Annotated in this window: 20 protein-coding genes; 11 read left to right on the top strand and 9 right to left on the bottom strand. The window is 36.6% G+C overall.

The window, feature by feature from the left end:
• Window positions 1-12: 12 nt before the first annotated feature.
• The 3 genes from ABMA78_RS11105 to ABMA78_RS11095 all read right to left on the bottom strand — a co-directional run bounded on the left by ABMA78_RS11105 (window position 13) and on the right by ABMA78_RS11095 (window position 3743).
• Window positions 13-1143 (bottom strand): glycosyltransferase family 4 protein, encoded by a 1131-nt coding sequence (locus ABMA78_RS11105; RefSeq protein WP_392860068.1) that lies wholly within the window; start codon window positions 1141-1143, stop codon window positions 13-15.
• 32 nt (window positions 1144-1175) lie between these two features.
• Window positions 1176-2645, bottom strand: coding sequence for a LysM peptidoglycan-binding domain-containing protein (locus ABMA78_RS11100; protein ID WP_392860067.1), 1470 nt, complete (start codon window positions 2643-2645; stop codon window positions 1176-1178).
• 99 nt (window positions 2646-2744) lie between these two features.
• Entirely contained in the window at window positions 2745-3743 is a 999-nt protein-coding gene (locus ABMA78_RS11095; protein WP_392860066.1) for an enolase C-terminal domain-like protein, read from the bottom strand.
• A gap of 44 nt (window positions 3744-3787) precedes the next feature.
• On the opposite strand from ABMA78_RS11095, the gene ABMA78_RS11090 reads away from it, so the two are divergent.
• The 3 genes from ABMA78_RS11090 (at window position 3788) to ABMA78_RS11080 (ending at window position 7573) form a co-directional block, all read left to right on the top strand.
• Window positions 3788-4729 carry a hypothetical protein gene (locus ABMA78_RS11090; RefSeq protein ID WP_392860065.1) on the top strand — a complete coding sequence of 314 codons (942 nt, stop codon included), beginning with the start codon at window positions 3788-3790 and terminating at the stop codon, window positions 4727-4729.
• A gap of 22 nt (window positions 4730-4751) precedes the next feature.
• The gene (locus ABMA78_RS11085) at window positions 4752-6395 is read left to right on the top strand and encodes a hypothetical protein (protein ID WP_392860064.1); all 1644 of its coding nucleotides are present in this window, start codon (window positions 4752-4754) and stop codon (window positions 6393-6395) included.
• Between the two features lie 80 nt (window positions 6396-6475).
• Window positions 6476-7573, top strand: a complete 1098-nt coding sequence (locus ABMA78_RS11080) for a type IV pilus twitching motility protein PilT (RefSeq protein ID WP_392860062.1) — start codon at window positions 6476-6478, stop codon at window positions 7571-7573.
• A gap of 262 nt (window positions 7574-7835) precedes the next feature.
• Here ABMA78_RS11080 and ABMA78_RS11075 read toward each other — a convergent pair whose 3' ends face one another.
• From ABMA78_RS11075 to ABMA78_RS11060, 4 genes are all read right to left on the bottom strand, one after another.
• Window positions 7836-8081 carry a hypothetical protein gene (locus tag ABMA78_RS11075; RefSeq protein WP_392860061.1) on the bottom strand — a complete coding sequence of 82 codons (246 nt, stop codon included), beginning with the start codon at window positions 8079-8081 and terminating at the stop codon, window positions 7836-7838.
• A gap of 12 nt (window positions 8082-8093) precedes the next feature.
• Entirely contained in the window at window positions 8094-10289 is a 2196-nt protein-coding gene (locus tag ABMA78_RS11070) for a carboxy terminal-processing peptidase (protein ID WP_392860060.1), read from the bottom strand.
• Between the two features lie 115 nt (window positions 10290-10404).
• On the bottom strand, window positions 10405-11616 hold the full coding sequence (thiI, locus tag ABMA78_RS11065; RefSeq protein ID WP_392860059.1) for a tRNA uracil 4-sulfurtransferase ThiI: 1212 nt from the start codon (window positions 11614-11616) through the stop codon (window positions 10405-10407).
• Between the two features lie 11 nt (window positions 11617-11627).
• A complete protein-coding gene (locus ABMA78_RS11060) occupies window positions 11628-12719 on the bottom strand; it encodes a cysteine desulfurase family protein (RefSeq protein ID WP_392860058.1) in 1092 nt (363 codons plus the stop codon).
• 147 nt (window positions 12720-12866) lie between these two features.
• Here ABMA78_RS11060 and ABMA78_RS11055 point away from each other — a divergent pair, with 147 nt between their 5' ends.
• Both ABMA78_RS11055 and ABMA78_RS11050 read left to right on the top strand, forming a co-directional pair.
• Window positions 12867-13352: a hypothetical protein gene (locus tag ABMA78_RS11055; RefSeq protein WP_392860056.1), complete on the top strand. Its 486-nt coding sequence runs from the start codon at window positions 12867-12869 to the stop codon at window positions 13350-13352.
• A 58-nt stretch (window positions 13353-13410) separates the two neighbouring features.
• Complete coding sequence (locus ABMA78_RS11050) at window positions 13411-14232, top strand: phosphatase domain-containing protein (RefSeq protein WP_392860055.1); 822 nt, start codon at window positions 13411-13413, stop codon at window positions 14230-14232.
• Between the two features lie 20 nt (window positions 14233-14252).
• On the opposite strand, the gene ABMA78_RS11045 is transcribed toward ABMA78_RS11050, so the two are convergent.
• Window positions 14253-15821, bottom strand: a complete 1569-nt coding sequence (locus tag ABMA78_RS11045; protein WP_392860053.1) for an AMP-binding protein — start codon at window positions 15819-15821, stop codon at window positions 14253-14255.
• Between the two features lie 48 nt (window positions 15822-15869).
• On the opposite strand from ABMA78_RS11045, the gene ABMA78_RS11040 reads away from it, so the two are divergent.
• Window positions 15870-18545 carry a PEP/pyruvate-binding domain-containing protein gene (locus ABMA78_RS11040; protein WP_392860052.1) on the top strand — a complete coding sequence of 892 codons (2676 nt, stop codon included), beginning with the start codon at window positions 15870-15872 and terminating at the stop codon, window positions 18543-18545.
• Window positions 18546-18572: 27 nt separating this feature from the next.
• Here the strand turns inward: ABMA78_RS11040 and ABMA78_RS11035 are convergent, their stop codons facing one another.
• Entirely contained in the window at window positions 18573-19610 is a 1038-nt protein-coding gene (locus tag ABMA78_RS11035) for a DUF3419 family protein (protein WP_392860050.1), read from the bottom strand.
• A 63-nt stretch (window positions 19611-19673) separates the two neighbouring features.
• Between ABMA78_RS11035 and ABMA78_RS11030 the strand changes: the two genes are divergently transcribed.
• The 5 genes from ABMA78_RS11030 to ABMA78_RS11010 all read left to right on the top strand — a co-directional run bounded on the left by ABMA78_RS11030 (window position 19674) and on the right by ABMA78_RS11010 (window position 25843).
• On the top strand, window positions 19674-20609 hold the full coding sequence (locus ABMA78_RS11030; RefSeq protein WP_392860048.1) for a hypothetical protein: 936 nt from the start codon (window positions 19674-19676) through the stop codon (window positions 20607-20609).
• Window positions 20599-21513, top strand: coding sequence for a hypothetical protein (locus tag ABMA78_RS11025; protein WP_392860047.1), 915 nt, complete (start codon window positions 20599-20601; stop codon window positions 21511-21513). Before ABMA78_RS11030 ends, ABMA78_RS11025 begins: the two co-directional genes overlap by 11 nt.
• A 104-nt stretch (window positions 21514-21617) precedes the next feature.
• Window positions 21618-23963: a phosphotransferase gene (locus tag ABMA78_RS11020; RefSeq protein WP_392860045.1), complete on the top strand. Its 2346-nt coding sequence runs from the start codon at window positions 21618-21620 to the stop codon at window positions 23961-23963.
• Window positions 23956-25572, top strand: a complete 1617-nt coding sequence (locus tag ABMA78_RS11015) for an AMP-binding protein (protein ID WP_392860043.1) — start codon at window positions 23956-23958, stop codon at window positions 25570-25572. Before ABMA78_RS11020 ends, ABMA78_RS11015 begins: the two co-directional genes overlap by 8 nt.
• Before the next feature lie 13 nt (window positions 25573-25585).
• Window positions 25586-25843 (top strand): acyl carrier protein, encoded by a 258-nt coding sequence (locus ABMA78_RS11010; RefSeq protein ID WP_392860041.1) that lies wholly within the window; start codon window positions 25586-25588, stop codon window positions 25841-25843.
• Window positions 25844-25852 lie beyond the last annotated feature (9 nt).

Raw genomic sequence — 25852 nt, 5'->3', positions numbered from 1 at the left:
TTTAGAAAAACCTTACATAGAAGAATACAAATCAATTAAATTCTGGGCCGTCTTACGACGATGAAATTTTTCAACGAAGTTACGGCCCTCTTCTACCATCTCAAAAGCAAGATCAGAATTCGTAAGAACATTAACAATTTGCTCACTCATCTCATGCTTATCTTTAGGATCGATATAAATAGTATTTGGGCCACCGGCTTCAGGGAATACTGATCCCTTAGAAGTGATGACAGGAGTCTTTGAAAAAAGAGCTTCAATGATTGGGATACCAAACCCTTCAAAGAAAGAAGGAAAAACAAATAAGTCGCTTCGCTGATAAAATGCCGGAAGGTCATCGTTAGTCACATTTGACAAAATCATGATGCGATCTTCAAGGCCTTTTGAGTGAATGTAGCTTTCAATTTCTTTCTTATAGCTACCACCATTTCCAATAATAACAAGTTTATGATTAATTGATTTTTTAATATCAGCATAGGCCTTAACGAGAGTTAGAACATTCTTATTTGGCTCGATTGCTCCAACATAGAGAATGAACTTGTCATTAACGCCATAGCGCTCAACTGTTGCAACTTGTTTCTCAACAGGGATAGGAGAATAAAAACGTGGATTACATGTTTGATAAACTACTTTAATTTTATTTGGGTCACAACCAAGATAATTTATTAAATCACTCTTCGTTTGCTCACAAATTGCTAGAACAACATCTGCAACTTCCGTAGCATATTTAATTTTTCGAAGATAGACCTGACGATCAAGCCACTTGAAATTTTCAGGAAAACGCATAAAGAGAAGATCGTGAATTGTCACGACACTCTTAATTCCAGTCTTCTCAATTCCATTTGGTAGCTCATGTGATAGGCCATGGAAAATATCAATTTCTAATTTCTTTGCTTCATCTGCAACCTTAAATGATCGCCATGCTGCTGGGAATTTCTTTGACCAAAAATCACTAGGCTTAACAATATTTAAATTATCGTATTGATCTAACCAGTGGATGGCCCTAGGGTCATCAAATTCTGGTGTAAAAAGATAATATGAGTTCTGTGTGTGATAGCGACTTAAACTTGCAATGAGGTCTCTTGAGTAATTCCCAAGGCCTCTGAAGTTATGAAATGCTCTCTTTGCATCAAATCCAATTTTCATTTGATTAGTATAAGGGAAAGGCAACTATTTGCCTATCCCTCACTTGGAACTTTTATCACTTGTCCCGCATATAAAGCAGATCCTGAGATATCATTTACTTTTTTAATCGTACCGATTGAAGTCTTAAATTTTCTAGCGATTGCAGTTAAGTTATCACCACGACGAACGCGGTATCTCTTATAGGCTACACTTGATGGTACTCTCGTTGTCGAAATCTTTAATCTTTGCCCAATGAAGATACGGCTAGACCTAAGGTTATTTAAAGATTTAATTTTCGAAACACTTACACCGTATTTGCGAGCTATGTCAGAAAGGTTATCACCTCGACTAACCTTATGTGTAACAATCTCACCTTTTGAATGATACTTAAGTCTTTGACCCACAAGAATCTTTGATCCTCTGATACCATTAATTCTCTTTAGATCAGTTACTCTAACACCAAGACGATTTGCAATAATTGATAGGTTGTCACCACGTCTTACTTTATAGACACCGTTTGACTTCTTACCATTTGAAGAGCTTGCAACTTTAATATACTTGCGAGTTTCGTACTCTGCTAAAGAATCATAGTCCGTAAAGTCTTTAGAAGGTAGGAAAATACTTTGCGCATGTCTTCTCTTTACCTTCACCCATTTTCTTTTTAAGTCTGGGTTTAGAACTTTTAATGTTTTAACATCAACACCTTGAGCGCGTGCTAATTTATATAAGTCAAAAGATCCTCTAACATTTAGCTGCTTAACTTTTTCAAATGGACTATCTTTTGATTCAGTTATTTTCATCCCATATTTTGCTGCATTATTATAGATCTCACGAACAGCAGCAACTTTTGGAACATAGTAAATTGTTTCTGTAGGAATAAGCTTACGAGAGACAAGCTTCATATAATCACGAGTCTTACCTTTTCTGATTGCTCTGATAATTCCATACTCACCTTTGTTATACGCTACAAGAGCAAGCTCCCAAGAACCAAAGATATTATAAAGATCTTTGAAGTACTGGGCCGCGGCCTCTGTTGATTTGATGATATGAGTTCTTTCATCAACATAACTATCAACTCTTAGCTTATATCTCTTACCTGTCGCCTTGATAAACTGCCATGGGCCAACTGCTGCGGCCTTAGACTTAATAAAAGTGTTATAACCTGATTCAATTAGGCCGACGAAGAATAGATCCTCTGGAATCCCATGAGAACGCATAATTTTTTCAATCACATTACGGTAGCGGGCACCATTATTAACATAGCGTAGAAAGAGGTCCCTTTCTTTTTCAGTAAAATACTTTACCCAAAAGTCAAAGTGCTTTTGATGATAGTGAAGCTCAAGCTTATCCATATTATTAATGGTATAGGCCTTTACACTCCCGACATCTTTTGATTTATACTTTACGACTTCCTTTACAATCACTTTTGGATTTTGTCCGGGTGCTTCACCAACATAAGTAGGCTTAACATTCGCACATGATACAAGAATAAATAAAGGTAATAAGATATTGATTTTTTTCATTGGGCTCCCAAAAAGCTTCCATACAGGTTTACTGTAATTCTACCAATTTACATATCTTACTATTTTAAATGAACACCACAATTTTTCGAGGGGGGGAATTTAATTCATATTAGACAAAATCACTTTTCCTTTTTCCCAAATAACGTGAGGTTCTGAATCATCTTTTAACTTTGTAAAACCATCAAAATCAAAATAATCAAAACCGTATGCGATATTAAAAAGAGACGCGATCCCTACTGTCGATTCAACCATACAGCCAAGCATTGTCTTTAGTCCAAGCTTCTTGGCCTGCTGTAGTTGAGCAAAGGTCTTCATAAGCCCATTTGCCTTTGATGTTTTTAGAACAACACCATGACAAAGGTCTTTAAATGGATCGAGGAATCTGTGATCTTCAATGCCTTCATCGAGAAAGACATCAATCGGTGATTTTTCTTTTAATTCTTTATATAGATCAAATTCATTACGATAGAGAGGCTGTTCAATAAAGAGAACATTCTCATCTTCAATCAGAGCTAAGTGCTCAAGTAATAAATCCAGATTATTTGCATAAGACTCATTAGCATCAAGAACGAATACACGATTTGATTCGTTAATCAGCTCAACTTGAACTGGGAAGGTCTCGTGAGTAATCTTAAGCTTGATTACACCATTAGTATCCGCCTCCTCAAGAAGCTTTCTTCCCTCTTCCAAAGAGTCAAAGACAGGAAATGAATCAAGAGACTCAACACTCTTAACAGTATTAGTTCCAAGAATTTTCCAAGGACTTAGCTCAGTTGCTCTAACTAGATAATCAAGAAATGCCGTTTCAACTCCTAGTCTTAGACGAGGAACATGAAAATCATATTGGTCAAGGTACTGAGTTAATTCATTATATTGAACGATTCCTGCCGATTCATAATCTGATGCAAATCGCTCAAGTTCTAGCTTTAAGTCTTCAATGCTAATATCTTCTTTTGAGCCGTAGCTAATCTCTCCATAACCTTTGTAATCACCATTCTTGAGTGTTACATAAATGATTTCCTTGGCCAAAACCTCAGCTCCAGAAATCTTCCATGGTTTATTTAAGTTAACTAGTCGTGTATCTATTGCCCATTCCATATTATGCCTTAAAGCGTTAAAATAATTATTAAAAAGACTAAATTATGTTACCAAAAATAATTTCAAATATCACACTAGCATTTATTGCCATTGTCTTGGCCTATATGCTTGCGCCTCTTTTCAAAGAATTCTTTGATGGAATTTTTAATCCTCACAAGAAAACCAATAAGTCTCACTCCAAAGAAGAGTTTGATGAGATGGTTAGAAGAAAGATTGAAAGAATGTCAGTCTCTGGTAGCTCGGCCCCAAGTGAGTCCCAAACGTCTAATTCGACAAAGAATGGTCAACGAACTTTATTATCTTACTTTGAAGAGAAACAAATGTTTGCAACAGATGAAGATTTAAAATTCTTTCAAGGGCTTCTCTCCTCTCTCCAATGGGGTGATTTCAAGGAAGGAGAAGAGATTTTAAATCGATTACGAAAAGACTATAAATTCGATAAAGAAGAACTAAATGCGCTAATTAATCCCTTTATAAAGCAGTTCTTCTCTAAAGACGAGCTACTGAAACTTGGAAAAGTTAATCAGTCAAAACTATCTAAAGAAGCTTTTATCTCTTATGCAACAACAGTGTTTTTATTTCAAAACTTAGATCGTGTTGAACACAAGCGCTATGATAAGAATATCCTTACTTTCCTAATTGCCTACTCCGCAAAGTCTGCAAACCAAGTGGAGATAATTGAGGGCTTTATAAATCAAGAGCAAATCTCAATGCCAAGAAGAAATGAGGCCCTGTTTGAAAGTATGACTAAGAAAGTAAATGCTTCATATGATGAACTCTTCGCAATTTTCCCTATTAATGAAAGTAAGTTAAGTGGCGAATTTAGTTCACTAAATGAAGAAAGTGACCGAAAAAAGAAGTATAAGAAATTAGTGCAAACATACCATCCTGATAAGTGGAGCACCAAATTTAAATCAAAGATCATTGATGATCGCTTAAATGAAAATTTTAACAAAGTACAAAATATCTATAACAAGACCAAATAATTTAGTTAGAGAGAAGTAGAAGATGCAAAAAAGAAAAGAACAAATCATCAACAATATCGAATGTGAGCTTATTAGAATTGTCAGTGAGACCAATGGTATCTCTTTAAATGACACTCTTGAGCTACTCGTTCACTCTCCTAGTATTCGTGACAACCAACTACTAGAAAAGCCCGTTCTTGAATTCATGAAGCTATTGTCTTCTTTTCAAATTGATGAAGTTGATATTGAAACTCTCCTAAATCACCCAGTCTCAGATGCGGTCTTTAACTTCTTTCAAAAGTTTCCAATTCCATACTATGAAGAACATATCCACTTAACAGGCTCTCTGAATGCAGAGTTTATCTATCCAAGACTTAAGAAGCTATTAAGTGGCAAGAATAAGAAAATCTATGAGAAGAGGATTGCGGAAGTATACGGAGAGGACGCCATTCCTATCACTTGTGTCGAAGATGTGGATAACCTTATCCGTCTTAAAGAAGGTGAACAATTTGCGACTTACCTTCGTATTCTATTCTTAGCAAAACTTATTCTGACTTCAAAGAAGGCACACCAAGACGCTGCCTATCATATGGCAAAAGAGTTATACGAAAATTACAACGTTGGAAGTATTAGACTAAAGTTTACACTTTCTCGTGCTTCAAAGATGGATGCCGAACAAATCCCAGGTATCGGCGAAGTGACGGAAGAAGATGTTGTCCTAGGTCTTTATGAAGGCTTTAAGAAGTTTGAAAAAGAAGTACCAAGCTTCAAGTTCATCCTCTCTCCTTCATTTAGAAAGGAATTGAACTTCTTTGATGATACAAATTTTGAAACTAAAAAAGAACATTTTGAACACCAAGTAGATGCTCTCTTAGAGATCTTAGAGAAATACCCATACTTAAAAGAGAATCTCGTTGAAGTAGATACAGTTGGAGACGAGAAGGCCCTTTACCGTAAGGCGCATTTTAAAGAGCTTAAAAGTGGCCTGCGTAAGCTTCAGTATCGAGGATTAAAGATTCGCTCACACCACGGTGAAACATGGCTTACATTAAAGAAAGGTATTCAATCAGTAGATAATGCGATGAATATTTGGCATATCGATACCCTTGAGCACGGACTAAGCCTTGGTATCAATCCAAATTATTACTACCACCGCCTTTTCCAAAGAATTGTTGAGGTAAATGCTAAACACCAAGCAATTGATAAGAAGTCCACAGAAGGCCATGAGCTAGAAGAAATGGAATGGGAGTCATATGCTATTGGTGTGAAAAAGAAGCTTTTTAAAGGAGAGCCTCTAACTGCTGATGAAGTAACTTTATTTTTAAAGACAAAATTTCACAACGCCCGTGAAGTTGAGCACTATCAACACGATATTCTTAATCGTATTATTCAAAAAAGTGTTTCTCTAGTAGCACTTCCTTCTTCAAACCTTAAGCTAACTGGAGTCTTTCCAGACTTTAAGGACCATCCATTTTCTTGGTGGGAGAAAAAAGGTGTAAGACTAGGAGTTGGAACAGATAATTACATTACTCTCTCAACAAATTTCATTCGTGAGATGCTTATTCTCCTCTACTCAGACCCTAAGAATCTTAAGATTACAAAACTTTTGATGTTAACAACGAAGGAGTCAAGAAGGCCATATATCAGCAATCTTCTTTGGGAGATGCGAAAGAGATACGCTAAGTAAGGTATTAAAAACACATAATACTAAACTTTTTCACACGGTCTTCCGACAAGTATCTAACTATACGATGAAGGAAGACATAAATGGCGTTTGAGTATACTCATTTCAAGTCACTAATCAATGTCGCAATTGATAATAATGCCAGTGACATACATATAAGGGCGGATGAAACCCCTTGCTTTAGAATTAGCGGCGATATGGTCGCTGTTAAATCAAACAAACTACTAACACAAGAAAGTATCTACGATATTCTTCGTCTGCTTATCGGCGATAAAGATCAACAAGAACTAGAGGCAATTAAAGACCTTGATGGATCATTTGATTTTGAAAACAAGTGCCGACTAAGATTCAATTATTTTAAATTCAATAATAAAAATGGCCTCGTTTTTCGAGTCATTAAAAAAGACATTCCAAGCTATAGGCAACTAGGTTTAAGTGATTCTCTTAAGCAAATCATTCGCGCAAAACGTGGACTTATTCTAGTAACTGGGGCAACAGGATCTGGAAAATCCACTACCCTTGCCAGTATGATTAATTATATCAATGAGCGCCGAGCAAAGCATATCATTACAATTGAAGACCCTATTGAATTTATCCATGAACAAAAGAAATCTCGTATTACTCAAAGAGAGCTTGGAGTTGATACAGATAATTTTGAAGACGCACTTAAATTTGCACTAAGACAGGACCCAGATATAATTTTACTGGGAGAGCTTAGAGATCAAAAATCAATTGAAATTGCCCTAAAAGCAGCTGAAACAGGACACCTCGTCCTAGCAACAATTCATACAACAGATGCCATCTCGACTATTAGTCGTATTATTTCAATGTTTCCAGGGGAAGAACAAGCGGATGCGAGGAAACGCCTTGCAGACTCACTCTATGCTACAATTTCACAGCGTATGATTCGCTCAAAAAAATCATCTAACGGAGTTCGTGTTGCACAAGAGATCATGGTAACAGGTCCAGGTGTAAAAGAATGTATCCGTGGAGATGAGCCATTAGATCGTATTATTCCTATTATTGAAAATGGTGGAACTAACTCTGCAGACATTCCTTGCCAAAGCTTCGATCAAGCAATTCTTAATCTCCTTGAAGGTAATTATATTACTGAAGAAGATGCTTCTAAAGAGGTTCGTAGTGCAAGTGACTTCATGAGAAAACTTATGCTGACAAAGTAGTGATCTCGAATGCTGCCTCAAGAATAGAAAAGGCCCTGGTGGGGGCCAGGGCCAATCCGTCTAACGCGAATTAGACTAACTTGATGTGAGGATAGTAAGAAAAGACTTACATGGTATTTATTATTCGCCATTTTTCCCTTTTTATTAAGGGGAACAATTTTCAGACAATAAAAAGTAAAAGGCCAAGTACTTATGACTTGGCCTTACTTAATTTTAAATATATAAAAAAGTTGAAACTTTTACTCTTTTTTACCTTAAAAAATTATTTTTGATGTGACAGAATTTCTGTTACGACTTTATCGACGAGCTTTTTAGCATCGTCGCATTGAGTTTTCCAATGAGCGTGATCCAAGTTAGGATCCTTATTCATAAGTAATTCACCTAACGCTTTCGTACTATCATTAAATTTTCTAAGTAACTCAACTGATAATTGCTCATCATCCATGTCTTCAAGAACTGTCATCACTCGATCAATATCTGAATTATCAATTAATTTATTTAAGTCCATTTTTTATCCTTATTATTTCTTAGCTTGCTGAGCAATCATATCACGCATAATATAGATTGCCTCTTCTAAACCTGCATCTTTACGTAGTGAAGAAACCCACTCTTCTTTACGTTGTTTGAAGTCTTCCTTCCACTGCTTTTCTTCGCCTTTCTTTACAGTTTCATGTGACTTTAGAGACTCTTCAAAATGAGTTACGTTTAGATTCATATTTTCTTGATCTAGTTTTAGATCTTCCAACTTCTTCTTATTCGCTTCCTCTTCTTTCATCCAAGAGTCAATATTAAGTTTAAGCTCAGTTTCTTTACGTCTCTTCTTTAGATAAGCTACACTTTCCTGAATCTTCTGCATACGCTCATCTTTAGTAACACGTTTTTGAGAAGCTTTGATTAGCTTCTTCATATTGTATTGTTTACCAGGCCACTTTTGGAATTCCTTAGGCTTAATCTGATCCCACTTAAGAGAATAAGTTAAGTCTTGTTCACGATTTTCAGCATATGACATTGGATCAGGAATTACAATATCAGGAGTTACACCTTTATACTGAGTTGAACCACCATTTACTCGGTAGAACTTTTGGATTGTAAGCTTTAGCGCCCCAAACTCTTGTCCCATCATTTTATTTAAACCTTGATCTAGGCTATAAACAACTTGAACAGTTCCCTTACCGTGAGTAACAGCACCACCAACAATAACAGCTCTCTTATAGTCTTGCATTGCCGCAGCTAGAATTTCAGAAGCTGATGCCGAGTAACGGTTTACCATAACAATTAGTGGACCACTATATTCAACACCTGGATCAGTATCAGCTAGTGTCTCAACTTGGTTTAAGTAGTTTCTAGTTTGAACAATTGGCCCTTCCTTAATGAAAAGCCCAGACATAAGTTGTGCATCAGTTAAAGCACCACCACCATTATTTCTAAGGTCGAGAATAACGCCATTAACTTTTTGCTTCTTTAATCTTTTAAGCTCTGCTCTAACATCATCAGTACAGTTAATTGTTCCATTAAACTCACGGTAAAATTTTGGAACGTTGATATAACCAAACTTCCCTTTTACACCCTTAAGTTCAAGAACAGATGACTTTGCAAATGAAGCACCAATCTTAACAACGTCTCTTGTAATACCAATTGTCTTTCTTGATCCATCGGCCTTCTTAACGTGAAGTTTTACAACAGTTCCTTTTTTACCACGAATATATCTAACGGCATCATCAACTCTCATTCCAACAAGATCAACTGGTTCTTTCTCAGAGCTTCCTTCACTAACAGCAAGAATTAAATCATCAACTTCAAGTTCTTTTTGTCTCCATGCGGCCCCACCAGGAACGATTTCAACAACTTTAATATAGCCCTCGTCTTCAGATAAAACGGCACCAATACCTTCTAGTTGCCCAGACATATCAATATCAAAATCTTCTTTTCTCTTTGGAGCAAGATAAGCTGTGTGCGGATCAAATACAGCACCAACTGAATTATAGAAAAGTTCCATATAGTCTTCTCTAGTATCTTTAAGAAGTCTTTCAAAGTATAAACGATACTTCTTATCAATCGCTTCATGTGCCTTAGCAACGATTTCTTTTTCAGTTAGGATTTTTTCAGAGCTAAGATTCTTCTTCTCTTTTTTCCCATTCTTTTTCTTATTATTCTTTTTAGGATTCTTTAGATCTTCTTGATCTTCCTTCATCGAAATATAACGGGCCATTACAGATTGCTTATAAGTTAGACGCCAGTTCTTTTCAAACTCACTCTTATTCTTAGCAAAGTGTCTCTTTTCAGGATCAAGCTCAACAACTTCATTTCCGTAGAAGTTAAACTTCTCTTTGAACATTTTCTTTCTCAGAGCATCCGCTTCTTGAATTCTTTGAGTTTTAATCTTCATTGCATCAAGGACAAGTTTATAATTCCCCGATCGCATTTCATCATCCATTAAAGACTCGTACTTCTTAAGTTCCTTAACGTCTGTGTCATATAGAAATTGCTTTGAATAATCGACTTTTTGAACGAATTCTTTGAATGCATTCTTAGAAAGATCATCATTAATTTTTAATTTCTTATAATGAAGTTTTTCGAGTACTTCGATTAATAAGTTTCCTAAAACTTGATCTTTATTGATGCTAAAAATTCCATTTTCAGCTCTTAAGACAAATGGCGTTGATAAAAGAATGAGACCTAAAAATAGTCCCAACGACTTTCGAAATTTCTTGTGCATTGAAGCTCCAATTCTAATAATATTAGGTAGTTCCTAAATTATATTTTAAAGCCTCTTTAACATTAATCAAAGATTAATTATTCAGGAAGAAATTACTTGCGATGCACAAAGAACTCTACTCCTGCTCACTATTTCTTTTTTCTTTCTTCTCAAAATTGCCCTGAATATCATACTGATATACTTCAGCATTATTCACGCATTCTTTAATTAACTCTGAAAGATCATGCTCTTCACAGAATTCCATAAAATACTTTGTGTCGGCCTTAATTACCGGATGCTTTGGTGCAAACATCGAACAGGCATCATCATGTGGAATAATAGAAGTTTCAAAAGTATCAATCTTCTTGGCCTCAGTGATGATATCTAATTTATTCATCCCAATAAGCGGTCTCATCACAAGCATCGGACAAGAACGATCAAGTACACTCATATTCTGAAGAGTCTGACTAGAAACTTGAGCTAGAGCATCACCCATAATTAGTGCACCGGCCTTGGCCCTTCTTGCAAGATATGCAGAAGTGTCCATCATATACTTTCTAAAAAATAACGTGCGGTAATCTTCCTTACAATTCTTAGCGATATAATTTTGAATATCACCATAAGGAAGAACATATAATTTAAAGCTGTCTTGAAACTTAGATAGAATTTTTCCAAGTTCTAAAATTTTCTCTTTAACCTCTTCGCCAACATATGGATAAGCATAGAAGAATGCAAAAGACTGTCTCACTCCTCTTCTTGCCATAAGATAACTAGCAACTGGTGAGTCAATACCACCTGAAAGAAGTGTAACTGCGTGGCCACTCGTACCAACAGGAAGTCCACCAATACATGGGATCTTTTCCCATGATAAGTAGATCTCTTCATTCATAACCTTAACATCAACCATAAGATCAGGATTTCTCACATCAACTTTAAGATCGGTATTCTTAAGAATAGCTGTCGCAATATAGCGATTGATTTCATCACTATTTTTTGGAAATTGCTTAAGAGCTCTCTTTGTCTGAACTTTAAAAGTCTTAACATTCGTTAATTGACTTAATTCTTTAACGGCAAGTTCACATACATAATCAAGATCGAGTGGACATGATCTCATAGGAGTTACCGAGCTTAATCCTGCTACAAAAGTTAGTCTTTGAATTAATTCTTCACTAAACTCTTCTTCACTCTCAGCAACTAAGCGTTGTTGATTATTTTTTAACTTCCAAGATGTATGATGATACTTGCTAAAGATTCGACTTAGGTTTGTTTGCAGTTTCTTATAGTAAGACTTTCTGTTCTTACCTTTAAGCCATAATTCATCAACAGTTAAAATTAAACTCTTATACATCTTTCTTATTCCTATTTTATTAAAAAACCAATTTCTTCGATTACTTCACTAAAGCCTTGCAACATACCCAGAACTTCTTCTTGTGTCGTAGACTTTCCAATTGAGATTCTCAAAATATTCTTATGAAATTTCTCATCAATCCCAAGGCCGGCAAAAAGAGGATTTAATCCCTTAATCTTTGATGAACAGGCAGTTGATGATGAGATCATGATTCCCTTCGTTTCAAGGTGTCTCATAATAATATCACTCGCAATTCCTTCAAAGAGAACACACAGAATAAATGGTGAAGTGTTTTGATCCTCAAATGGATAACTAATATTCTTATGAAGGCCACTTAGCCCAGCTTTAATTTCTTCTTTTAATGTCTTTGCTTTCTCAAATGAATCATCCAAGTCTGTGAAAGCGAGCTCACAAGCTTTTGCCAGAGCGAGCACTAGTGACGTAGAAGGAGTTGAGGCCCTAAGACCTTTTTCATGTGCTCCACCTCTAAGATAGCGCTTGAGAAAATGCACCTTACTCTCTTTAAAAATAAGACCGCCAATACCTCTTGGCCCTCCCATTTTGTGCGCGCCGAAAGTAACAAAGTCAATTTCAGAATCTTTAAGAGTAAAAGGAACCTTCCCAAAACCTTGAGTCGCGTCTACATGAACGAGACATTTTCTATTCTTGGCCTTAACAGCTTGTGCGATTTTTTCAACTTCAAAATATTGCCCAGACTGAGAGTTTACAAGACTGATACAAACAAGTTGAGTTTCACTTGTTACTGCATCAACAATCTCTTCAATACTCTTAAAGCCTTCTCCGTTATCAATAACTTTTGTAACCGAAGGATGATCTCCACTTAGGAAGATAATCCCTTCCTCAATTGAGCGAATAATTTGATTATTAGCTTCTGTTGCAGAAGAAGTGAAAATCAGGCCATAATTCTTGGCATCGATAAATTTTAAGATATTAGCTCTGGCGCCCTCAATCTTCTTGGCACATTCCTTTCCTGCTAAATGCTTAGCAGCTGGATTAGGATAGTCCAATTCGAAGCTTTTCGATAAAACTTCAATAACTTCAGGATAGAGCTTAGTAGAGGCCGCGTGATCAAAATAGTACATAAATTGCCTTATACCATGTTTTAAACAGTAAGTACCTTAAATAACGATATTTTTAGACACTGTCCATATCATAAACACTCCAAGTTACTGAAAGATCGTATTAGCATGCCCTATTTCTTGGCACTTTTCTTGCTCTTTAAAATGCATATGAAACTGAGATACTTTATCTTTATATTATTAGGAGTCTACTGGCTTTCAAATTCGGTCCACGCTGCTGGACTAAAGGCCAATGATTACCTCTTTCGCTCTCAAGTAAAGATTGAAGAATTCAATAATTTTTCAAAAAAAGGGCTTGGCCATCTTGCGGCCAGAAGCTTAAATGAATCAAGAGGCTATCTAGCAAGATTAGGAGAAATTAGTCACGAACTCTCACAAGAACAGCTTGATCTTATGAAAGAGCTTCAAAATGAGGTCACTCAAAAGCAGAAAATCGAGGCCGAAACTATCAGCACCTGTGATTATCGCAATATTGAGCACTATAAAGAGATCGAAAAACTTAAGGAGCTCAAGGTTAAGGGCAGTATCCTAACTTTTAGATCACACAAGAATCTCTACCTTCTCAAGGCAAAAGAGGTCCAAAAATGCCAACAATTCAGTACTTGGATGGAAAACTTTAACGAAATCTCTGTATAATGTTCATACTAACGCGATACATGGTGAAATCTATGAATTCATTCAATATGATTTCTTCATGAAAACAAGAAACATCAAATCTGTAATCCTAGTACTTACGTTAAACCTTTTAGCATCAGCAACACTAGCTTTTACTCAAGATAGTGGAAAAACGATTCTAATTTCTGATATCGACGACACAATTAAGGTCGGCCATATCAGATCAAAGATTGATGCTGTTTCAAACGCCTACCGCACAAATAATATCTTCCTTGGTATGGCCGATCTTTACCGCATTATAAAGAATCGCCTTGATGCAGATGTATTCTACCTGACAAATGCGCCTGAAGAAGTGATGGCATGGTCACACACTGAATTACTTAAGAATGGAAATTTCCCAGAAGGTAGCCTTGAAATTAGACCGATTAAAGTTTCAAGCAAGGTCTTTAAGGCCCAAAGACTTGAAGAGCTAATCTCTGAGCACAGGCCAGACACTGTTATCCTTGTTGGTGATAATGGTGAGCACGATAACTCTTTCTACAATGGTATCAAACAAACTTACCCAGGTATCAAGTTTCACACATTTATTAGAGCAGCATATAATTTTGATGAATCAAATAAGCTTTATAAAGGTCAAGCAAGTTTTGTAACACCATTTGAAATTGCCGATACACTCTATCAGAGAAAAGTATTAGAAAGATCTGATTCAAAAGATCTTCAAGACCTACATTTAAAAAGCTATATGGAAGAATACCTATTAAGAGATAAAGGTCAGCTTTATACTCCACACTGGCAAAGATGTTATGGACATAAAGTGAATAGCTGGTCAAACCTATTCTCGACTCTACCTAAAGAGTTAACAAAGAAAATTTCGATACTTTGTCAAAATTACGAAAACTAAATAATATCATCCAGCACACTTTAGTTGTGCTGGATTCCTTCTCTTATGGCATTGCGATCAACACGAGAAAAATGTCTCGAATCAACAGGAACTCTCCCAAACTCAATAATTGCATTTGCTAAATTCCAATCGCTTAAAATTTCACTAAGATGATCTTTAATTTTTACTTCGCCTTCAATAAGACATTTGATCTTATCTCCAACTTGGACAAGGGCCGCTCGCTCAATCCCCTCAATTCGTGCTAATTCATTTTCATAATGAAATGTAGGCACAAGCTTTCCATCAACACTTAAACAATCCTTTAGTCTACCCAAAAGAAAAATCTGTCCACCACTCATATAACCAACATCACCAGTTAAGTGCCATAATCTTCCCTGCTCATCCCACTTCTTAGTGGTCTCATTGGCCGGATGATTATCAATATACTCCTTGATCACATGAGGACCACTTAAACAAATCTCTCCCCAGATAAGCCCTTCTTGAAAGTCAAAACCATTAGCAATTTTATCAATTTTTACGTCTAAGACTTCAATGACATGACCTAGCTTAAGTCCTGTTTTTTTATTTGAGATATATTCATCAATTGGCACAAAACTAATAGGCTCGACTTCCGTTGATCCGTAGATAATATGAATCTCAATATCGTCATTTACCTTTTCAAATTGTTCCTTCACAAAGTTTGCATGCTTCGTTGAAATTTCAGCACCACCAATAATGATGCTTCTCAGGCTTGGAATCTTGATATCATTTGTAGCAAGGTAATTTGCAAGTCTCTTTATAATCATCGGATTGGCACTAAAGCGTGTCACACCATATTTGTTCATTTGATCAATTACTTTTGCAGCATCAAACTCAGATAAATTTCGATAGTCGATATCTGGAAAGATTGTCGTAATCCCAAGTCCCAAATTTTGTAGAACGAGAGTTGGAAAAAACGGCATATCTACTTCATCATCACGATGTAACCAGAAGTATTCTGAAACGATCTTCTGAGCTAAAAAGATATCAAGGCTTCTATTTGCGGCCTTTGGCCTGCCAGTTGAGCCAGTTGTAAAAGAGATAAGAGTTTGAGCATCTTGCTCAATTGGTGTTTGCGAAAAATTAAGATTATCTTCAGCTCTAATACTAGTTAAAGATTTAGCAAAGAAACAACTTTGGTCATATGTAAAACGCTTCATTTTCCAAAGGGTGGGAATTAATGGAGTCCACTTTAAAAGCTCTTTAACAGAGATGATTCCCTGAGCATTTGCATCTTCAATGGCCTGTTTAAGCTTATCCTTAGGCATCGTCGAGTCAATCGAAACAACAACTGCACCCATGTAGAACAAGGCAACCATAATCTGATAAAGCTCAAGACGAAGAGGAATAAGAACAATAACTCGATCCCCTTTCTTAATTCCAGCATCTGATAAGGTCTTTATCCACGCACCTACCTGTGACATAAATTCGCCGTAAGTCTGATCTTTATCTTGGTATATTAAGCATCGCTTTTCTAAGTTATTTCTAAAATGGGAGTCAAGGTAATGGCAGCCATTTATTGGCACACCGATATAACCCAGTTCTTGCCTTATATCTTCAATTTTTTTCATATGATAATATTAAATGAAAATAATATAATTTGTAATATTAGGTAGTAAATGTATCTATTAAGTAAATTTGATTCTCTTCTTACAACAAAAACACAAGTTGGCGGCAAGGCCTATAACCTAGCAAAGCTCGAGAAATGTCATGTTAATACACCTGACTGGTTTTGTATTACTAGTGATTACTTTCAAACATTAGTTGACCAAAACGAGGTATTAAAAAACCTTATTGCTCAATATACGCAACTTGAGTTTATCGATGACCTAAAAGCTCTCATTGAAAAGATTCACGCTGAAATAAATAAGTGTGAAATATCAATCATTGATGATGTGATGGAAAGGATTAATCCTGATATTCATTATGCCATTAGAAGTTCTGCTGCAGATGAAGATGGCAGTCACTTCTCTTTTGCAGGACAGCTTGAATCATTTCTTTACGTACAAGGAAAGGAAAGGATAGAAGCGGCCATAAGAAATTGCTTTAAGAGTAATTTTTCTCTTACCGCTCTTACTTATCGTTTTAAGAATCAAATTCACCAATCAACACCTAAGATGGCCGTCATCATACAAGAAATGATTGATCCAGAAAAATCAGGTGTTCTCTTTACGGCCAATCCAATTAACGGCTACAGAGATGAAATGCTTATTTCAGCAAATTATGGCCAAGGCGAAGGTGTCGTTAGCGGTGAGTGTAACACTGACGAGTACACGATCAATGACCGTGGCATTATAAAAGATGAAATTAGAGAAAAAGATTTTAAAATAATCGCTGACTACGACAATAAAACAACTAAGAAAGTCGAAGTCACTGGAAGTGATATTAACTCGAGTGTCTTGACTCATGCTGAAATTATCGAGTTAAATAAGCTCGCTCTTGAGATTCTCGCACTAAAGAAGAAGCCTCAAGATATTGAGTTTTGTTTTCAAAATGGAGAAATCTATATTGTCCAAACAAGAGATATCACCTCTCTTCCAATGGATAAGAGAGAAGAATTTGCCAATGTCTTTGATAATTCAAATATTCAAGAATCATTTAATGGCGTGACGACTCCCCTTACTTTCTCTTATGCCTCAAAGATGTACTATAAGGTTTATCACCAACTACTGGGTTTAACAGGACTAAGCGAAGAAGAACTCAAGAAGCACGAAAAGAGACATAAGAATATGATTGCTCTTATCGAGGGACGAGTCTTCTACAATATTCAGTCTTGGTATAAAGGACTTCTGCTACTTCCATCTTTTAAACAATCAAAGGGTGATATGGAGAAAATGATGGGTATCACAGATCCTGTCGACTTCATTGAAGATAAAGACCTACCATTTTGTGAGAGATTAAAAATGCTTCCAGGCCTAATTAAAACCTTTGGAAGTCTCCTGTGGTATTTTTCTAAAATCGATAAAGTTGTTGCAGACTTCATGTCCGGTTTTTATGAAGTATATGATGAAATTGATTTTTCAAAACTTAATAGGCTTAACCTCACACAGCTCTATGAGCTAACTGAAGAGCTTGATCAAAAAATTACAAGTAAGTGGCATGCTCCCCTAATTAATGACTTCTACGTTATGATGATGAATGGAAAGATGTATCGCTGGATGGAGAAGCTTGCGGTTGAAAATGCAGATATCACCCTTGGTAATTTATTATCTGGAGAGCATGATATTGCCAGTACTCAACCAACAAAAGAACTTTTAAAAATAAGTGACGAAATAAAGAAGAGTGATCAAGATTTTAAGGATCAATTCTTAAAACTGGAAAATTCAAAAGTCATGGACTTCTTCTATATTAACAACAAGGCCATCTTTGAGCTATGTCAGAAATATATTGAAAACTATGGTGACCGTACTATTGGTGAACTTAAGTTAGAAAGTTTATCTCTACGTGAAAACCCAGACTTTCTGATAAATATTCTTAAAAACTACGTCATTAAAGAAAGTCTAAGTTATGAGAGCTTTATTGCAAATGAGCTTGAACTTAGGGAGTCAGAAGAAGCTAAAATTGCTCCTATTGTTAAAAAGAAGCTTTCGTCATTTGCAAGAAAACGTTTTTATAAAGATCTTTCTAAACTTAGAAAGGCCATTCGATACAGAGAAAACACAAGACTATTACGAACGAAGTCTTTTGGAATTTCACGTCAAATTTACCGCGAAATGGGTAATCAATTGGCGAACTTTAACCTCATCAGTGCACCTGAAGATATCTTCTTTCTAACACTTAGTGAGATCGAAGAATTAAAAGATGGGCGCATTGTGCAGACAAGTCTAAAAGAGCTAATTAGCTTAAGAAAGTCTGAGTATGAATCATATGAAGATGAAGAGCCTGGCCATCATTTTAAGACTTTTGGCTTTGTTCATGCAGGAAATAAATTTATCTATGAAGGTAATACAAATCTCGATCATGATGGAGCACTAAAAGGGATAGGATGTTACCCGGGGCATATCACAGGAGAAGTCGCCCTACTCTTTAAACCAGACGATGGAATTGATGTTAATGATAAGATCCTTTGTACGGTAAGGACTGATCCAGGATGGGCCCCATTATTCCCGTCGATTAAAGGCCTACTTGTTGAAAAAGGATCAACACTTTCTCACTCGGCCGTTATTGCTAGAGAACTTAAAATACCAACAATTGTCGGTGTTCCAGGGATTACGAAAATTGTCGAAAATGGACAAGAGATTGAGATGGACTGTGAAAAAGGTCTGATTAACCTACTTCAAGAAAACCAAGAATAACAAAAGGCTTCTTAATGAAGCCTTTTTTTATGAAACTCTTTTATAAAATCTTATATCGTAAACCCCAATTTTTTCTTTCTTAATAAGATCTGTAAAGTCAGCTGTAATATCTTCATAACCGTCTAGTTTTGGAGAATGAACACGTAAGTAATAGCGAACACAGACCACACCACCAATGGAAATCGAAGCCTTGGCCTTTTGAAGAAAATCTCGACCTAGCTCATCATTAAAGTAACTCGGCACATCTGAGTAAGAGAAATAATCAAATTGATGTTTCCCACTCTCAAGTTCTGCAACAACATCACCAATATGATAATTGACTTGAGTTGTTTCAATACAGCCTTTAAGCTCAGAAAACTTTCGACAACGAAGTGGAGTATTTGTCAAAGTAACTTCTCCAAAAAAGCATAGACTTAAGAAAAAATTATCCTTAATGAGGTTATTCTTAAATAGACGAGCAAAGCGATTACGATAGAACTTCACATAGCTCTCAGGGATATTCTTTCTTATGAAGTCCCCTCGATACAAGAGAGAATTCATTAACGCTTTATTTCCTACAATTGATAGAACGACAGTCCACTTAACCTTAAAGCTCACTGTATCCATAATATTGAGTTGCTCTTGAATTGAATTACAATTTTTAAGGGCATCTATAATTCGATGGCCAAGGATCTTGCGACATAGCTTTGAGAAAGTAATAAACGTCTTTTCCCATGAACCAGCAAGGGCAGCTATTTCATTGGCCTCAAAGTATTCATTAAGGCCGACATTTGCTCCAACTGTCTTTAAGATTGCGGAATCATCGTGATACGCTCTTAGGAACTCTACTTCATCAAGGGCAAGAATCGCCTTCTCATACGCTCTGGCCCACTCTATTTGGAGCCCTGAAACATCAAAGAGGTCTAGCCTAGAATCAGTTTGTGTTACGAGATATAGGCCTCTTGGGCCGGCACCACAGATTGAGCCAATATTTTTTGGAGAAAGTTTTCTACAAACTTTTGACTCCATCTCAATATCTTCATTTGCTAGTGAGTAATTTAATTTGTCAGTAAAATATTTTGCCATGTCACAATTATAGTTGTTTTCATTATATAATGGTACAAAGAAATTAAATTCAGATGAGGATGTATGAGTAAAGAGATAAGTCATATTACAATGGAAGATTCATTTATTAAGAGATATTTAGCATGGTCAAACGAGCGCTTTCCAATGGCCAATGTCATCTCTGGCCTCATTACTTTCTTTGTCATGAGTCGCCTAGCGCTTTTCTTACAAGATAAAACACTAGACTTCACTCCATTAGATATCCTTGGCGCCATTGCAGTCGTAGGTCACTACTTTGTTCTAAGAGTGTTCGATGAACATAAGGACTTTAAAGTTGACTGTATTAATCACCCAGAGCGAGCACTCCAAAGAGGCCTCATAAAACTTTGGCACCTCGATATTATTGCGGCCATTTTTACGATTATTGGACTAACTTATTCATTCTTAATCTCAAATAACTATCTTACTCTTATTTGTTATGGGGCCGTTTACTTATGGTCAGTTCTTATGGCCAAGGAGTTCTTTATTGGCCCTTGGCTAGAAAAGCGCTTAACGCTCTACTCGATTAGCCACATGCTAGTCTCTCCTCTTATCATTATTTGGATTATGTCGGCAAAATGGCAAGTTCCAACATTTGAGTTCTACGTTTATCTAATTCTTGCCATGTCATTTGCTTCAGGCTTCTCATATGAATTCACAAGAAAGACGAGAGGGCCTGAAGAGGAAACTGAAACACTTGACTCATATACAAAAATTTATGGAGCTGGTGGTAGTGTTCTAATTATCACATTAATGAATATGGTCACTCTAGGGTGCTTCCTCTACCTTATTCCACTTATGCCAAATTTACGCTCAATCCTAGCGGCCATGGGAATAGCAGGGTTTGCAGCGGCACAATCAACTCTTTTTAAATACCTTAAAAAGCCAAGTCTAGAAGGACGCAAGAAGAATGAAAAGTCATTCGGACTCTTTGCTCTCCTACTTTATATCGCTCTCATTGTAGGTGTTTATGCAAATTAATTTAGACCTACTTGCACAGGAACAGAAACAAGAATTTCTTCTTTTTAAAGATAACGAAGCAATCTCAAGTATTGAGCAATTTGTCGATGGCACTGCTTCGGCAATATTCTTTCTTATAGGTAATGAAGCCTACTTTGGCTTTTGTTCAGGGAATTTATCAGACAACTTTATCACTGCAGCAAAGGCATATCGTGCAAGACATGGTATCGACAAAATAATTGGGCCTCTGAATTTTTCAACTTATAACACCTATCGACTTAAACAAAACGAAGACCTTCCCCACCATTTAATGGAGCCTCCTTATGACAAGGGCCTCTACGATTTACTAAATGCTAACGGTGAAGTCTTTGAGAGTTATGTAACTTATGAGATTAATGATTTTGATAAGCTCTTAAAGTGGTCTAAACAATTTGATGAAATAGATGACTCACCAATGACTCAAAATTATGAGCTCAAAGTGATTGATGGCCAATTTTGGCTAGATAACCTTGAACGTTTCTATCAAAGCGCCGATCAAGTCTTTGGAGAGAATATCGCCTACTCATCAATTTCATTTGAGACATTCAAGCTTAAGTATGGGGCCCAGGCCGCTGCTTTAATTTGCCCACACACCTCTCGTGCTCTAATTTCAAAAGAAGATAACTCGATAGTTGGTATCATCTTAAACTTTGTGGACCCCACAGCACTCAATACAAAAAGGCTCCTTATTAAGACCATGGGAGTCCATCCAGATCATCGCCATATGGGCCTAAGCTTCATCTATCTACTTAAACAGATCATCCCTCAAGTTAGATCTCAATATGACCAGGCCTACCTATGTTTAATGCGAGATGGGAACCTTCCTTCACTATTTGCGAAAGATATTTCTCAGAAGACTCGCTACTATCACCTTTTCAAGCTATAACTAATTGATTTTACAGGCAAAGGTATGCCGTCTACTGTGTATACGGCCATAGTACAATTTTCAATTAAACGTTCTCGTTCATCTTTATAAGCTATATTTGAACTATGAAGATCAATGAAACACACACAAATTCAGCTTCTGAGCAGGAAGCAAAAGTCGTAAAGCAGAAGCTTTCGGCTCCATCTCGTTTTGACTACTCTGAGGCAGCAAGGCTAAATCGCATTGCGATTCTAGAGGCCCAGTGCGGAGAAAACCTCGATTCAATTCAAGCAACTGACTTAGATGGATTAAACCTCAAGGGTAATATCGAGTCTTATGCAGGAAGTATTTCCATTCCAATGGGAATTTGTGGGCCTTTAAAAATAAATGAAAAAGGCGAAAAAGAAGATCTTTATATTCCGATTGCAACATCTGAGGGAGCACTTGTTTCTTCCATCACTCGTGGCGCACTTGCTGTTTCACTATGCGGTGGATTTAAGGCCAAGGTATTAAGAAAGCGCATGTATCGCGCTCCAGTTTTTACATTTGATGATATTGACCATGCTGATGAATTCGTCTCATGGCTTGAAGATAATTTCGATACAATTAAAAGTATCACTAAGAAGTATTCAAACTTTGCCGATCTTAAGAAGATTAAGCCAGTTCTTATTGGCCGCAACGTTCATGCTAAATTTATCTATGAATGCGCGGATGCCTCTGGTCAAAATATGACAACTGTTTGTACATGGCAGTCATGTCTTTGGATCAAAGAAGAGCTTTTAACATCGAAAATAAAACTCGTGGAATTCTTTCTTGAAGGAAATGGGTCAAGTGATAAGAAGGTTTCAGTTGGATCTGCCATGCAGACTCGTGGAACTTATGTAACTGCAGAATGTGTAATTTCTGAAAAAGTTTTAAAGCGTATCTTAAAAACATCGAGTACTGACCTGATCAATCTATACCTTAGATCTCTTCCTATCACTCGCCTTGAAGGAATGACTGGATATAACGTAAACGTTGCCAATGCTGTAGCTGCCATTTTTGCTTCAACAGGACAGGATCTTGCTTGTATTCACGAGTCTTCAACTGCGGTTCTAAATTTTGAAAAGCATGAAAAAGGTTTATATGTAAGCTTAACGCTACCTTCACTTGTTATTGGAACTGTTGGTGGAGGAACAGGGCTTGGACACTATAAAGACTGCCTAAAGTCGATTGGTTGTGCAGGAGCGGGGAAAGTCGAAAGATTTGCAAAAATCATCGCTGGTGCTGCCCTCTCACTAGAGCTTTCAACAATGTCGGCCATCTGTGGTGGACAATTTGCTTATGCTCACGACAAGCTAGGAAGAAATAATCCAAAAGATCAGCTTAAGACAAAAGATATCACAAAAGAATTTATCAATGAGAAATTTACTGATCAGTCGACTCTTGTAAAAGAAAGTGAATCAATTGAGCACGATCATAAGATCAATATTGAAAATGGGATTATCACTGAAGCGACTTCTCGAGTGGTTAATAAATCACTTGGCTTTACTTCACTAGAAGTGAATAAAGAAGAAAAAATCATCCTTAAGTCAAAGCCTCTTGATACTGACGTGATTGCAGGCTTTGCAGCTATTGCAGGTTTTGCTGATAGTGATATCAGAAGAAAGTTTATCAAAACAATTCATAATAATGAATTTACGAAATGTCATATTAGAGAAATTGAAGCATATCGTATGGTTTCAAAAGACTTCGCTCGCTATATGCCAGAGCTTCACGGTACATATGTGAGTGCTCAAAAAGAAGCTTACCTACTTCTTCTTGAAAACTTAAATTTCTCACAAATTGAACTCATGAACACTCAAGGAAGCCTAGAGCTTTGGATTAGTTCAACGCGTGAATTAATCTATGATGCAATTTCAAAAGTACACAAGAGCTTTGCAAATTCACAAGAGGTAGCAGAGTCATCACTTAATCTTGGAAAAGTTAATATTGATAAGGATTTAACAAAGTCGATTATCACTTATATTCGTGCACAAAATTATATTAGTGCAAAGACAGAAGAGAAATTAGAAGAAGTTCTAAATAACGTTGAACAATGGGCAAAGATCATTAATGAGGGGCCAAAGACGCTAACTCACAATGACTTTAACCCAAGAAATATTTGTTTTAAGAATGGACGTCCATGCTTCTATGACTGGGAATTATCACGCTTTAACTCTCCATATAGAGACTTGGTTGAATTCATGAGTTTCACTACGCCAAGTGGTGAGATCGCAAGTGATATCGAGTACTACTTCGCTAAAGATGGCCTAGAGCTATCTAAGCAAGAGAAGCTAGAAAATATGCTTTCATGTGCTAATGAGTACTTACTTAACCGTGTCCTATTCTACTATGTAGGTCATAGTGTAAATGAATACGAATTTATGCCACATATCTTTAATAAGACACTTGAAATTATTGCTTACTTAGAAGGTCAACTGAATGCGTAACCTAATTGACAAGCTACTTTCAAATAAAGATCTAGAAAAGAAGGTTCTCTTCTTTTATAAGAACTTTAAGCTTGTTAGCTCTCTTTCTATCGATGAGCTTATGGAGAAGGCCCGCATAATTGCTTCAAAAATTAAAGCAAATGAAATCACAGGCCGTAATATAATTCTTTCTTTTGAAAATGAAGAAAACTTTGTGACCTATTTCTTTGGTATTATTCTTTCAGGAAATGTGCCAGTTCCAATGGCATCAAATGCCTTAATGCTAAAAGATGATTACCAAGAACTGCTTTCCCAATTCTCTTCAGCGGCACAAACGAAGTATATCGCAGCAAAGAACTCTCCAGAGGGCTTTACAAATATTGCAAAATTTAACGACGTCGAAATGGCAACACAATTTGCTAATCCAGAAAGTGGTGAAACTTGTTTTATCCAATTTTCTTCAGGTTCAACTTCGTCTCCTAAGGGTGTTGTTATCAGCCATAGCAACCTTCTTGCAAATAATGATCAAATTAATCAAGGGATCAAACTTAGCGAATCAGATTCAATTTGTACTTGGCTTCCACTTCACCACGATATGGGATTAATTGGAAGTCTTCTAACGGCCCTGTTAAAGAATTTAGAATGTCATATTATTCGTACCCAAGACTACGTCATTGCACCTCATAAGTGGCTTCACCTCGTATCAGAAACGAAGTGTAGTGCCCTTTGTATTCCAAATTCGGCCTACTATGTTTGTGCGACCAAAATTCCTGAAAAGAAATTAGAAGGACTCGATCTTTCACATATTCGCTTCGCTCAATGTGGAGCTGAGCCTATTAAGGCCAATGTTTTAAAGGCATTCAGTAAGCGCTTTGAGAAATACGGTTTCAGTGCAAATGCTATTATGCCTGTTTATGGGCTAGCGGAGGCAACTCTTGCTGTAACATTTCATGAGGTTGGAACTAAGTTTGAGGCCCTAACAATTAAAAACGAAGAATTTATTTCATGTGGAAAGGTCCTTTCACCTACTCAGCTAGAGATAAGAAATCAAGACCAGGGTGTTGGAGAAATCTATATAAAAGGCCCGTCGATTTCCAATAACTACTTTGGTAGAGAGTCACATCTTGAAGATGGCTGGCTTAATACAGGAGACCTAGGCTTCCTCGATAAAGAAGGAAAACTCTACGTAACCGGAAGAAGCAAAGACCTGTTAATTTGTAACGGTGTTAATATCTTTGCCAACGACCTCGAATTTATGGCCGCCAAAGTTCCAGCGGTAAAGCTTGGGCGCATGGTTGCCTTCTCTATCCAAACGGATAAGAGCGAGCTACCACATCTCATCATTGAGCTTAATGAGAAGTCAAAAGAGGCCCGTAAGAGAGTTAAACAAGACGTCGCTAATGCACTTAAGTCAAAGATTGCTCTATCAGAAGATAATATCTCGATCGTGCCAGAATTGACCCTTAAGAAAACGACGAGTGGGAAGGTAAAACGCCAAAATGCCCAAAAAAGATACATGGCCGGAGAAATTACAAGAATCGAGAAAAATTATCGATTTAATCTTATAGTATCTCGATACATAAAAAATAAATTTAAGTTTAATTTCTTAGTTAAAGAGAAATTGGGATAACTTGGATACCACTATGAATGAGAAAATTTTAAAATATTTAAATGAAGCAATTGCTGAAGTTAGTGATGAGAGAGAGATCACACTGACTCTTGAGACAAGCTTTATAACCCTTGGACTTGACTCATATGATGCCATGTCTTTTATTGGGCGTCTAAAAGAAGATTTCGAAGAACTGCCTGTCACAATCTTCTTACAATGCCAAACAACGCAAGACTTAATTAATTACTTAGAAAAAAATCATAACGAAGAACTTAAGCAAGTACTTTCATAATTGGAGCTA

The organism is Halobacteriovorax sp. RZ-2 (genome assembly GCF_043196685.1).
GTDB lineage: Bacteria > Bdellovibrionota > Bacteriovoracia > Bacteriovoracales > Bacteriovoracaceae > Halobacteriovorax_A.
The sequence above is the reverse complement of the archived record's forward strand: the minus strand, read 5'-3'. Positions and strand labels throughout refer to the sequence as shown.